At 45.8% G+C, this 12,815-nt stretch carries 9 protein-coding genes; 1 reads left to right on the top strand and 8 read right to left on the bottom strand.

From position 1 onward, the window contains the following. Positions 1–34: 34 nt before the first annotated feature. From Afil_RS00330 to galT, 8 genes are all read right to left on the bottom strand, one after another. The gene (locus tag Afil_RS00330) at positions 35–1,141 is read right to left on the bottom strand and encodes a glycosyltransferase family 2 protein (RefSeq protein ID WP_230266534.1); all 1,107 of its coding nucleotides are present in this window, start codon (positions 1,139–1,141) and stop codon (positions 35–37) included. A gap of 12 nt (positions 1,142–1,153) precedes the next feature. Beyond that, a complete protein-coding gene (locus Afil_RS00325; RefSeq protein ID WP_230266533.1) occupies positions 1,154–2,173 on the bottom strand; it encodes a glycosyltransferase family 2 protein in 1,020 nt (339 codons plus the stop codon). Beyond that, a complete protein-coding gene (locus tag Afil_RS00320) occupies positions 2,170–3,108 on the bottom strand; it encodes a glycosyltransferase family 2 protein (RefSeq protein ID WP_230266532.1) in 939 nt (312 codons plus the stop codon). The genes Afil_RS00325 and Afil_RS00320 overlap by 4 nt, the downstream gene beginning before the upstream one ends. After that, positions 3,095–4,096, bottom strand: a complete 1,002-nt coding sequence (locus Afil_RS00315; protein WP_230266531.1) for a glycosyltransferase family 2 protein — start codon at positions 4,094–4,096, stop codon at positions 3,095–3,097. Before Afil_RS00315 ends, Afil_RS00320 begins: the two co-directional genes overlap by 14 nt. Positions 4,097–4,098: 2 nt before the next feature. Further along, positions 4,099–5,730, bottom strand: a complete 1,632-nt coding sequence (locus Afil_RS00310) for a hypothetical protein (protein WP_230266530.1) — start codon at positions 5,728–5,730, stop codon at positions 4,099–4,101. Between the two features lie 490 nt (positions 5,731–6,220). Continuing rightward, positions 6,221–7,456, bottom strand: a complete 1,236-nt coding sequence (locus Afil_RS00305) for a nucleotide sugar dehydrogenase (RefSeq protein WP_230266618.1) — start codon at positions 7,454–7,456, stop codon at positions 6,221–6,223. An 835-nt stretch (positions 7,457–8,291) separates the two neighbouring features. Further along, positions 8,292–9,317, bottom strand: a complete 1,026-nt coding sequence (gene galE, locus Afil_RS00300; protein WP_230266529.1) for a UDP-glucose 4-epimerase GalE — start codon at positions 9,315–9,317, stop codon at positions 8,292–8,294. A 206-nt stretch (positions 9,318–9,523) separates the two neighbouring features. Beyond that, positions 9,524–11,020 (bottom strand): UDP-glucose--hexose-1-phosphate uridylyltransferase, encoded by a 1,497-nt coding sequence (gene galT / locus Afil_RS00295; protein ID WP_230266528.1) that lies wholly within the window; start codon positions 11,018–11,020, stop codon positions 9,524–9,526. Positions 11,021–11,379: 359 nt separating this feature from the next. Between galT and Afil_RS00290 the strand changes: the two genes are divergently transcribed. Beyond that, entirely contained in the window at positions 11,380–12,540 is a 1,161-nt protein-coding gene (locus Afil_RS00290) for an ABC transporter ATP-binding protein (protein WP_230266527.1), read from the top strand. The last annotated feature ends 275 nt before the right edge of the window (positions 12,541–12,815 follow it).

The raw sequence follows: 12,815 nt of genomic DNA, 5'->3' as shown, positions 1-12,815 counted from the left end.
AGCAGCTAACCTTCAATCGTCAATAATTGAGTATCTACTTTTTCGTGAGGTATGAAATGTGTGATAAAAAATTATTCTTCTGCATTTTTGATCCGGCACGATTAAAAAAGTAGACCGCGGGAGGAATCAAAAAATAAAACCTCTTTCGAATCAGACTAAGAAAAACTCGGTTTTTAACCACACCTTTTCTGACCTGTAACTTTGAAATGGAGTCCGTCTGGTTTTGAACGTGCTGTATTGCTTTTTTTGTCTGTTTCGTTTTTTCAAAATAACCAGCCGGATTATTCGGAGAATTAATATTCTCAATCTTTCCAATAAGATACTGACCGCAGAGAATTTGCTGCCAGGATCTGATCTCCTGCTCGCTAAGTTTTGATTTTTCGAGGATCCCAAGAATATAATCATAATAATTTTTGTATCTTTGATCATAATCTTTAATATATTTGTATGTATAACTCTCAGAGCCTAGATTTATTCTCCAGTAGTAATAGATCTTTGAAGATGTCGATACACAATTCGCATACAAATAAGCTTCCTGCATAAACGTCAAATCATCTTCAAAGTCAATAATTTTTCTGAACGTCAGCGAATTTTCATCAATAAATGCTCTACGAAAAAGGCATTTCCAAATAGATGGATAATGTCTTTTTGAATTCTCGGCCTGAGCAGGTAAAAAACTGCCATAAACCATTGAGAGAAAAAAATCGTGATAAATTTGCTGTTTGTTAAAACAGCCATCATCAAAAGTTTCAAAAGGGGTAGTTCCATCACCCGCTAATTTTGCTGTACCACCCATTGCAAAATCGGAATCATCCTGATTCAACAGAGTCACTAAATCTTGATACATGTCCGGTGCTACTACATCATCCTGATCAACAAAACAGATGAACTCACCGACTGCCTGTCTCATTCCATAATTTCTGGCGTCCGCGATTCCGCCATTTTCTTTTTGGAAGATCCTGATTCTTTTATCCTGCTTTGCCAGAGCGTCACATATGTGCTGACTTGTATCTGTACTGCCATCATTCACAAGAATAATTTCTATGTTTTCATATTTTGAGTTTTGAATTCTGCTGACAGTTTCTTTGAGGAATTTTTCTCCGTTATATACAGGGATCACTACACTTACAAGTCCATTCAAATTGTGGCCCTCCTAAAATGGGTTATTAATTTTAATCCAGCCTGCATTCTGCGCTTTCCTCAGGATCTGCATTGCACTTGGAAGCAGCACTAAACTCGCAGGAAACAATTTAGCCAGCAGACGTATTGCAGTTGAATTATTCTTGTCTTTTTGAATATTAGTCACGTAACGGCCTGCTTCTTTTTTCAGCTTTCGAAGGACCTGTTTGTCTGCGTGATGAGTCCGAGCGTCAACATATAAATTCAGAGCTACAACAAACTGTTTTGATTCTGCTGCGCATAATGCTTTCGGATATTTCTCTTCAATAAATTGATGGATTTCCTTGCAAATTGGAATCTGAATCATCTTATTTTCCGAAAACTTAGAATTGACGATACTGAATGGACGCTGCAGGTAATAATAGTTTTCCACTTGTGCAAAGCCAATCGCGTTTGCTTCGGAAAAAAGGTGATGCATGATGCTTAAATCCTCATACTGCTCGCCTATACGAAACGGATGCTTCGTTAAGATGCTTTTTAAATAAAGTTTTCCTGGAGCATAAATCGGAATTCCCTTCCTGTAGTACATATTGGCAAGAGCATCCGAAACAGTCATTTTTACAATATCCGGTGCAGCCAGTTTACTCAGTCCACTCTGAGAATATATATACGCTGCACTTTCTTCATTTATTTTTTTTACCTGAGTGACAGAGATTTCGCTTCCTGCCTTCAAACGAATGGTGTTGAGATCTTCTACATATCTAGAGGTTACAAAATCATCCGAATCTATAAAAATCACCCAGTTAGATTCTGACTGCTGAACACCATAATTCCGGGCTGCGGACAAGCCTCTATTAGGAGTATGAAAAACTCGGATTCTATCATCTTTTTTCTGATATGCATCACAGATTTCTCCTGAGGAGTCTGTAGAGCCATCATCAACCAGAATTATTTCCAAGTTGGGGTAACTTTGAGTACAGACACTCTCAATACATTTGGAGATATACTTTTCAACGTTATAGACCGGTATTACTACAGCGATTTTTTCATTCATATCTGACTCCGATTTTTAAAGGACTGTCTGTCATACGTTCCAAAGACAAAAGCATTAAAAGCTTTTAAAATCACTCCCATTTTTTTAGCTTTATACTTCCCTTTAAATAAAACGTGGAAGAAATCATAGCCCAGTTTCCCCATGCACAGGAAACGGTACAATGCACCTTCATACTCCCAATATCCGATCAAGTTATTCCTGTAGTAGTAAAAAAACATATTGATTCGATTCGGATTGTCTTCTTTTACAATGGACAGGGCATCTGCTGATTTTCTCTTATGAACTGCCTTGCTTTTTCCCACCATGTATGCAGGGCCAAAATCCCGAATGATTCTCTGTGTGTACTCTGAATCATCACCCCAGATGAAAAATGGAGCCCAGGGAAGTCCGCATTTTTTAATTGCGTCCGCATTAATCAAAAGCGATACAAACGTAGCCTTTGATATATTTACGATTCCATCCCCTAGATACTTATACCAATCGACATATCCTGTGGTCATTCCTTTTGGGAGTTTAGGAACGTTCATCGGTTCATCTTGCAATCCTCGAATGGAGCTGGCTAAAAAACTGACGGGCTGCGGAAGTTTTTCTTCTGCTTCTATTAGCTTTTCAAGACAGTCCGATGCCGGTTCAACGTCATCATCCATAATCCAAACCCAATCCGCATCGCCGATTTCATAGGACTTCTTCATTCCCGCATGAAATCCGCCTGCTCCGCCTGTGTTTTGATCTAATGCCACAAGTTCTACACGCGAATCGTTTAGAACTCTCGCTGCTTTCAAATGCTCAATTGTCCCATCTGTACTGTTGTTATCCACGAGGATCAGCCGATTAACAGGATACGTCTGGGTCAGGATGGCATGAATCGTCTCCATCAGCATTTCTTTACGGTTGAAGGTGACCACTACCGCATCAATCTTTTTATTCGCCACCATATTCTCCAGCCTTGTTCGGGTCGTCTTTTTGCTTCACTTCTTCTTCACTCAAGCCATAGTCCATTCGTCTGAGTTCAAACTGAACTTCTTCAAGCAGTCTTCGGTTTGCGGCAATTGTGTCTCCAAGCAGTCCGCAGAAGAAGCCAATTACGCCGATCGTAATCAACATGCATGCGATAACCAGAGACTGAATGTGACCGTTTCCAGCTCCCTGAAAATAAAAGACAAGAAAACGAATCAGCACGATCAGGCCAATCAGGCTGAGAATGGATCCGAGAATGGTGAAACAGTACAGCGGCTTGTACTGCATCATGGATCGCAGAATAGTAAGCATGCTTTTCTTTACATAGCCGAACATGCTGTGGAAAAGACGGCTTGGGCGCAGTTCCGGGTTGGTTCGGATTGGAACACTCGTTACAGCCATTTTTCTTCGACCGGCCTGCACGATGGTTTCCAGAGTGTAGGTGTAGTCATTCACCACGTTCATTCGCATGGCTGTATGTCTGGAGTACGCACGGAAACCGCTTGGCGCATCGGGGATATCCGTCTGACTGGCTTTGCGTACCACCCAGCTTCCAAGATGCTGGAGCTTCTTCTTCAGCGGAGAAAAATGTTCTGTATCATCAATCGGACGTTCGCCGATGACCATGCCGGCTTCCCCATTCAGGATAGGGCGTACCAGTTTTTCAATATCTTCTCCGCAGTACTGGTTATCGGCATCCGTATTGACGATAATATCTGCTCCATTGCGCAGGCAGGCATCGAGACCCGCCATAAATCCTCTGGCCAGTCCTTTGTTATTTCGAAAATTGACGACATAGTTTACGCCCCATTTTTTAGCGACTTCAACCGTGTTGTCGTGGCTTCCATCATTGATAATGAGGTACTCAATTTCATCGATTCCATCAATATGCTTTGGAAGATCATTCAGAGCGACTTCCAGGGTTTCTGCTTCGTTAAAGCAGGGGATCTGAATAATTAGCTTCATGCTTAATTCCTTTCATATATGAACCAGCCATCATTCAGGGCAGTCGGCTGAAAGCCCTGATCGAGGAGGTTTTGATCCGTATCGGTATTCGTAATAACCACCGCGTTATCTTCTTCGGGAACGGACGTATACTCCTGAACTGGAATATCAGGAAGGGCAAACTGATAAAGCCATGCCACGCCCTGGCCAGCGGAACCTGCCGGCACATTGGCTACATAAATCGTGCGGTCTGCAGCATTTTTCTTTATGTAGGCAATTCCCTCTTCAACTGCCTGTGCATTTTGCCGGGAACGATACCCTTCATGATGGATACAGTTAAATCCATATACGTAAATCATGACGAGAGCAGCCAAAGGCAGAATCCATTTTTTAAAATTCTTTTTAAGAAGGAGAAGATCCACTCCCTGAAGAAGGAGCATCGCAAATACGCCTGCCAGATAGGCTGCCGTACTGATGTTGTCTACAAATCCCCGGGTTCCAAAGAATGGGGCATAGCTCCAGACGGATCCATTAAAGTGATTAATATATGGAACAACCAGAATCACAAACAGCCCCTGCAGCAGGAGTGAAGTAACAATGGACGGAACCAGAATGGACTGAAGACGCTCTTTGTTCTGAAACGCACAGATTGCTGCCATCAGGAGCGGAGACGCATAAGCCCCATAGTAGCGAAGGTATGTCACCATGCGAAAAGCGTCCCAGTTTCCATTCGTGAACATCGCTTCATAAACCGCTGAAAGTTCTGTAATGGACTGACCGCCGATCGTGATGATGATGGCTGCGAAGCTGAAGACAGCTACGCAAAGAATCTGTCGGTTCTCATTGATTCTTTCCGCTTTCGAAAAAATCATCTTCATGAGGATCCAGACAGCCGGAACAGCCAGCCCGGCACTCATCATAATGCCTTCATTCAGCTGCCCAAGGATGATATAGAACCAGCTGATCCAGGATTTAGGCTCTCCAAGGAAAAGGGAGAGTGTTCCAGATTTTACGGTTACAGACGTATTTCCCACTGGGCGATTCATTCCCAGGTAATTGAGAACGAACTGAATTCCAAACTTGTAAAACAGAAGAGCTGCAACCGCCAGTACGATTGTGACTCGCCAGTCCAGCAAAGGCTTTTTAAACCAGATCTGATAAAGCACTGCCGCAGCGAGGATCGCAAAAACCAGGGTGATTCCTCGACTGTGCACGGTTATGGCATACCCGGTCACCACCCACAGAAAAATCGTCCATTTCAGACTCGCCTTCTCGGTAAGAATCAGCAAAATCCAGACAATGCTCCAGATCAGAAAGTCGTACAAAAATTCCGGATACGTGTAGACCGCTCGAAGCGCTACGCAAAACGAGCAGACAATTCCGGAAATAATTCTTCGCAAAGGGTTCGTGACATGAAAAAACCGCTTCATCAAATAGCAGACAAGGGGTGCTGTCAGACTCTGAAAAAGCGCCATCAGAACAACTAATGTTTTATAAAGCACAGCCGGATCACGGATCAAAAGAAAAAACGGGGTAAGCAGAGCCGTATACCCGAATCCGTAATAGCGGTAGCCTTCCATGACGCCGCTCCAGTCGTATCCAGCCAGTTTTGCAGCAGGCCAGAAAGAGAAGATTTCATCTCCGGAAATCGACATCGTCTTTATCCCCACCGTAAAAATCAGTCTTGGAATAAACACGGCCAGGAAAGCTGTCCAGTATGGATGTCTGAGCCAAAATTCCCAAAATTTCTTCATACCTAAGCTCCTATATAGATTTGTAACAGGTTTGTCTTTTTAGCATGCTTGCCAAAACCGATAATATACTACACGAAAAGCAACTAGACTGGGTAGATTTCCCTCTGACGGGAATTGCTTGAATAATCTAATAAAAATTATTTTTATGCCATTTACCTCTTATTTTGCCGATATAAGTACAGACTTTTTCAAAAATGACTGTACATTAAGCAGGAAAGAAAAAAGGGTGAAGCGTTTTCACCAGCTTCTTCCCATAGCGGGAAAGTCCTGGTGTTAAGACACTTCACCTTTTTTAACGCCATTATGGAAACGCTGCAATTCGTTCTGTAATTTGGCTTCTGTTTTTCAAGAGCCTGACACAGCCAGACAAAACCATACTGTGTCCGTACCATCAGTCTTTATGGAAAATATCGCGGGTGTAGATTTTATCCTGCACATCGGACAGTTCTTTGCCGTTTCGATTTGCGATGATCACATTGCTGATTCGTTTAAACTCATCCAGATCATTCACTACGAGAGAGCCAAAGAAGGTCGCTCCGTCTTCAAGAGCCGGTTCATAAATCACAATGTTCGCACCCTTAGCACGAAGACGCTTCATAACTCCCTGAATCGAACTGTGACGGAAATTATCACTGTGCGCTTTCATCGTCAGACGATAAACACCGATTGTAACCGGGTGTTTTTTCTTTTTCGAATAGCGATCGACTGTATCTTCCTCATAGCCTGCCATTTTCAGCACACGATCGGCTACAAAGTCTTTTCTAGTTCGATTGGCTTCTACAATCGCTCCAATCATGTTCTGTGGTACGTGTTCATAATTTGCGAGCAGCTGTTTGGTATCTTTCGGCAGACAATAGCCGCCATAGCCGAAAGACGGGTTGTTGTACTGGGAGCCGATTCTCGGATCCAGACAGACTCCATCGATAATGTCTCGGGTCGACAGACCTTTCATCTCCGCATACGTATCCAGTTCATTGAAGAACGATACGCGAAGAGCCAGGTAGGTATTGGCAAAAAGCTTTACCGCCTCTGCTTCCGTTGATCCCATGTACAGGACCTGAACATCCTTTTTCTGGGACGCATCCTTAAGAAGGTCGCCAAACCGATGGGCGGCTTCGACTTGAATCGGATCTTCTAAATCTGCTCCGACAATAATCCGGCTTGGAAACAGATTATCGTAAAGCGCATGTCCTTCCCGTAAAAATTCCGGGCTGAACAGAATATGATCCGTTTTATATTTTTCATTGATCGACTTGGTAAATCCCACAGGGATCGTCGACTTGATTACGATAAACGCTTCTGGATTTACCGTTCGAATTTCTTCAATAACGGATTCAACGGCTGACGTATCAAAATAATTCCGTTCGGAATCATAATTGGTCGGCGTAGCCACCAGAACGAGATCTGCATTCTGATACGCCGATGCAGAATCTGTAGTTGCTGTCAGGTCAAGATCTTTCGTCGCGAGGAATGATTCGATTTCATAATCCTGGATCGGAGAAATCCGTTTTTGAATCATTTCCACTTTCTCCGGAATAATATCAACAGCTGTTACCTGATGCTTCTGACTCAGAAGCACAGCAAGCGAAAGACCGACATATCCTGTACCCGCAACTGCAATTTTCAGCTTTGATGTCATAGCGTTCCTTTCTGCTTTCCCAAATCGCGCAAAAGACCTCTCATTCGGAAAAATGGTCAGCAGTTCATACTTTGCAAAAGCTGCCAGCCCGTTCGGGTCAACTGGATTTAGGAGTTACACGAATAATTTAACAGATTGAAAGCTATACAAGGGCTGTTTTGGCCCCGTATTCAAGTTATGTGCACAATTTCTTTCGGTTCGTTTTTAAATTTAACAGCCGTTTGAGGCTGTTTCTGCACTTTTTTCAGATGAATCTAGTCAAATTCAACTTTGCTGTTCTAGCAAAACTGGACTCCGCACGATTTTCCGGCACCCTTATTCAAGGCCATTTTCTGACAAAAGGAATCCTCGGTCTTCGTCCTCACAGGAAAATCTGATAACCGCATGCCAGCCTTCACCCTAGTATTTCCAGCAAACAGATCGACACCTTTTTACGTTTTTTTGAGTTTTACGCTCGGTATTCTCACGTGTTTTTCGATTTTTCGAACCGTATTCTCACGTTTTTAGAAAAATGCTGAAATGTGACTGTCCTTGCCCAAAACCGGTGACTCGTCTTGCGTGAAGGCCGCACGCATCTTTATGGATTTGCCTATGCAGATTCCGCTCCTTTTTCCCGCTTTCCTTTCTGCTTACTAACTCAAGACATTAAAAAAGCAGCAGGCTTCTTCTCCTTTGTCTGACCGGTCTGTTCAGACCTGGTCTTACAGGAAATTTGCCTGCTGCTTTAATTTTATTGAGTACTGGCTGGCGATCCAGCCGTTCTGGATTTTTCTTCGCGTAGCCTTATGGGCGATTTTTCATTTAGAACGCGGGGATTATCGGCTTACTTTTCTGGTGTGTTGTAGCCGTCCGGGTTGTTGGACTGCCATTTCCAGGAGCTTTCGCACATGTCATCGAGGTCGTACTGCGCTGTCCAGCCGAGTTCTTCTTTGGCCAGATCGCATTTTGCGTAGCATGCAGCGATGTCGCCTTCACGACGCGGTTTGATGGAATATGGAATTTCATGACCACAGGCTTTTTCGAAGGCGTGGATAACGTCGAGTACGGAGCTTCCATGTCCGGTTCCGAGGTTGTAGATTTTCAGGCCGGCGCCATGCTTGATCTGATCGAGTGCCGCAACGTGGCCTTTCGCCAGGTCAACGACGTGGATGTAGTCGCGAACACCGGTTCCGTCTGGTGTTGGGTAGTCATTGCCGAATACGCCGACTTCCTTGAGTTTACCAACGGCAACCTGTGCTACATATGGGAGCAGGTTGTTTGGGATGCCCTTCGGGTCTTCGCCAATGCGGCCGGATTCATGCGCGCCGATCGGGTTGAAGTAACGCAGAAGCATAACGTTCCATTCCGGATCTGCGGTATGAACGTCCATCAGAATCTGCTCGAGCATCCATTTGGACCAGCCGTACGGGTTGGTGCAGGTGCCTTTCGGGCATTTTTCGGTAATTGGCATTTCGGCCGGGTCGCCGTAAACGGTAGCGGAAGAGGAGAAGATGATGTTTTTCACATTGTGGTTTCTCATGGCTTCCAGCAGGTTGATGGTTCCGGCGATGTTGTTGTTGTAGTACTCGATTGGCTTGCGAACACTTTCGCCTACGGCTTTCAGACCGGCGAAGTGGATGACGGCATCGATCTGTTCATTGTCGAATACGCGGTTCAGATCGTCCATGTTCAGAACGTCGCCTTTGTAGAATTTCACTTTTTTGCCGGCGATTTCTTCTACGCGGTCGAGCGCTTTTTCGCTGGAGTTGTACAGGTTGTCAAGAACGACAACATCGTAGCCGTTGTTGAGCAGTTCTACGCAGGTGTGGCTTCCAATGTAGCCGGCACCGCCCGTTACTAAGATTTTCATTTCAGATTACCTTCTTTCTGATCCTCACTGGGATCCCGCTGTATATAAAGCAGGACATCCATTGCGGTTTATCCGCACCGGCGGATGCCGGCGGGAAAACGTCTTTGAGTGCTAGAGATTTAAGCCGCTTTTATTTCAGATGATTCTGTCTTTTCTTTCCAGAATAATGCGCCTGCAAACCGGGAAGAATTGAGAATGATTTTGTATTAAAGCGCGTCGATGAAGCGGCGGAACGCCTTGCGGCCTTCGGCATCGGTTTTGTAGACGCCGGCGTCTTCAAGAACGTGCGTGAAGACGATGCCGATTTCGTCATGAATGATCTGATCGATATTTTCTGCATTGATCGTATCGTATTTCTTCATGATTTCTTCGGCCCAGTCGGCGTGCTTTTCGAGTTCCGGATCGGCACGCAGATCTTCGCCGTTGAGCATGGCTTTCTTCAGATCGGACATTTCCTTTTTCAGACGAGCCGGCAGGACAGCCAGACCCATAACTTCGATCAGACCGATGTTTTCCTTTTTAATGTGATGCCACTGGGCATGCGGATGGAAGACACCCATCGGATGTTCTTCGCTGGTGATGTTGCAGCGCAGAACGAGGTCGAGTTCGTATTCGCCGTCACGTTTGCGGGCAATCGGCGTAATGGTGTTGTGCGGTTCGCCGTTGGCGTTCGCCAGGATTCCGGCAGATTCATCGGAGTAGCCTCTCCAGGTATCGAGAATGTGATCGGCTGCGGTGATAACGCGCGTGCGGTCAGTTCCGCGCAGACGGATAACCGCCATTGGCCATTTCACGATGCCGGCTTTGAGATCTTCAAATCCTGGAATCGTCACTTCTTCTTCGATTTCGGCTTTTGCCATTGGGAATTCGTGGTTTCCGCCCTGGAAGTGGTCGTGGGACAGGATGCTTCCGCCTACGATCGGCAGGTCGGCGTTGCTGCCCAGGAAGTAATGGGGGAACAGATCGATGAAGTCGAACAGTTTTACGAACGTGTCGTGGTTGATCGCCATTGGCGTATGTTCGCCGTTAAAGACGATGCAGTGTTCGTTGTAGTACACGTAAGGGGAGTACTGGAAGCCCCAGCGGGAATTGTTGACGGTGATAGGAATGATGCGGTGGTTTGTACGGCCTGGATGATTGACACGACCGGCGTAGCCTTCGTTTTCCATGCACAGCTGGCATTTTGGATACGCCGACTGCGGAGCGGATTTAGCAGCAGCGATCGCTTTCGGATCTTTTTCCGGTTTGGAGAGGTTGATCGAAAGTTCGATTTCTCCATACGGCGAATCGGCACTCCAGCGCTCGTCGCGGGCAATACGATCGCGGCGAATATAGTTGGAATCCTGAGAAAGTTTGTAGAAGTAGTCCGTTGCAGCTTTCGGGCTTTCTTCATACAGTTTTTCGAACGTTTCCTGAATCTGGGCAGGGCGCGGCAGAAGAGCGTTCATCAGTTTGGCATCGAACAGATCCCGATAAGTAATCGAGTCTTCGATGATGGAACGCTCTGCAGCAGTGTCCAGTAGATTATTCAGGACTTCCGGCAGAGAAATTTCGGATCCGTCGGGGGTGTAAGCCGTTTGATCCAATGCATCCTGGTGCATCAGGTCGAGAAGCAGGTTGGCAGCATACGTCCGCTCGCTTTCCGGGAGCAGACCGGTCTGAACGCCGTATTCCACGAGCTTCAGAATGGATTGATCAGCCATTTTTTCCTCTTTCTATGGCCTCTTGGATGGCCAGTAAAGTTTTACTAAACTTAATCATAATTTACTAAATCCTGTTGCAATTGCAATATGATTTGCAAAGTTTACAAATATATTTTCTATCTTCTCCAGCTGAACTTTCAAGACCTTTCCGGCTGAACTTGGCCGTGAAGGGAATGAAACGTTTCAAGTCATCTGATTTGTTCATCGTCTTTTGAGCCCCTATTCTGAAAATGTCAGAGCTGGATGGGTATCTGCCTTGACCCAGATGAGATCCCCATTTATATTTTGAGATTTCTTAGAAAGCATTTTGCGGGCGTGAGGCCGGCGATACTTTCCCAGCCGTATATAAAGGAGAAGCTATGTCAGAGCTCAATCTCAAACATATTAAGAAAGTGTATCCAAACGGTTTTGAAGCCGTTAAGGACTTCAACCTGGATGTTAAAGACGGCGAGTTTGTTATTTTCGTAGGTCCTTCGGGCTGCGGAAAATCCACCACGCTGCGCATGATTGCCGGTCTGGAAGAAATTTCCGGCGGCGATCTGATCATCGACGGCAACCGCGTAAACGATCTCGATCCAAAAGACCGCAAGATCGCGATGGTTTTCCAGTCCTACGCCCTGTATCCGTTCTTAACGGTTCGCGAAAACATGGAATTCCCGCTGAAGATTGCCAAACTGCCAAAAGAAGAAATCGACAAGCGTGTCGCACAGACCAGCCGTACGCTCGGTCTGGACAGCCTGCTCGACCGTAAGCCAAAAGCGCTTTCCGGCGGTCAGAGACAGCGTGTTGCCATGGGACGTGCCATTGTCCGTCATCCAAAGGTTCTGCTGATGGATGAACCGCTGTCCAACCTGGATGCCAAGCTGCGCGGCCAGATGCGTGTAGAAATTTCCAAACTGCATGAAAAACTGGGCGCTACCATTATTTACGTAACCCACGACCAGACCGAAGCCATGACCCTGGGCGATCGTATCGTTGTCATGAGCGACGGTGAAGTGCAGCAGATCGATACCCCGGCCCACCTGTACGACTATCCGATCAACAAGTTCGTTGCCGGCTTCATCGGTTCTCCGCAGATGAACTTCATGGACGTTGTCATCAATGAAAAAGACGGCAAGACGTACCTCACGATCGGCGACGACAATATCCTGATTCCAGAAAAATTCGCAGCCCGCGTTCGCGAAAAAGGCTACAAGGACGGCGACACCGTTACCCTCGGTATCCGTCCGGAAGATCTTTCCGACGATCCGGAAGAAGTAGCAAGCCACCCGGAAGCCAAGGCGAAAGGCAAAGTGGAAGTCTATGAAATGCTCGGCGCTGACAGCAACCTCTACGTAGACTGCAACGGAACCCAGATCATCGCGGCAGTGGATCCTTCTTCCAAGACCAAAGCCGGCGATGTCGTTGAACTCGCTGTAAACACCGACCGGATCCACCTCTTCGACAAGGACACTGGACGCAATATCCTGGTTGAAGTTGACCCGGATACCGGCATCGTAATCGAAGAGCGCAGCGCTTAATCGCGTTTTCGCCAAATGGACAGTCCCGAAGCTTTCGGGTCATTCCTTTCCATCGTTATTCCTGCGGCAGAGCACTCTGTGTTCTGCCGCTTTTTCTCTGTTTTCGAATAGCAGATTCCCCATTTCGAACCCTGTTGTGCAAAAAAATGCATGATTCTGGAAAAATTGTATTCTGGTACAATTTTTCCACGGAATTATTGTATTGAAATACCATTTTTCCAGAACCGGCGAAACATCTGCGCACAGAAGCTGAACCCTGATCCTTTCTTTGCGTC

It is taken from the genome of Allobaculum fili, assembly GCF_020969955.1.
Taxonomy (GTDB): domain Bacteria; phylum Bacillota_I; class Bacilli_A; order Erysipelotrichales; family Erysipelotrichaceae; genus Allobaculum; species Allobaculum fili.
This window is presented reverse-complemented; position numbering and strand designations above follow the sequence as displayed.

What these genes read in the sequence shown, in the direction of transcription:
- Afil_RS00325 (WP_230266533.1), bottom strand. Translation starts at nt 2,173, where the DNA reads ATGAATGAAAAAATCGCTGTAGTAATACCGGTCTATAACGTTGAAAAG.
- Afil_RS00320 (WP_230266532.1), bottom strand. Translation starts at nt 3,108, where the DNA reads ATGGTGGCGAATAAAAAGATTGATGCGGTAGTGGTCACCTTCAACCGT.
- Afil_RS00315 (WP_230266531.1), bottom strand. Translation starts at nt 4,096, where the DNA reads ATGAAGCTAATTATTCAGATCCCCTGCTTTAACGAAGCAGAAACCCTG.
- Afil_RS00310 (WP_230266530.1), bottom strand. Translation starts at nt 5,730, where the DNA reads ATGTCGATTTCCGGAGATGAAATCTTCTCTTTCTGGCCTGCTGCAAAA.
- galE (WP_230266529.1), bottom strand. Translation starts at nt 9,317, where the DNA reads ATGAAAATCTTAGTAACGGGCGGTGCCGGCTACATTGGAAGCCACACC.
- galT (WP_230266528.1), bottom strand. Translation starts at nt 11,020, where the DNA reads ATGGCTGATCAATCCATTCTGAAGCTCGTGGAATACGGCGTTCAGACC.
- Afil_RS00290 (WP_230266527.1), top strand. Translation starts at nt 11,380, where the DNA reads ATGTCAGAGCTCAATCTCAAACATATTAAGAAAGTGTATCCAAACGGT.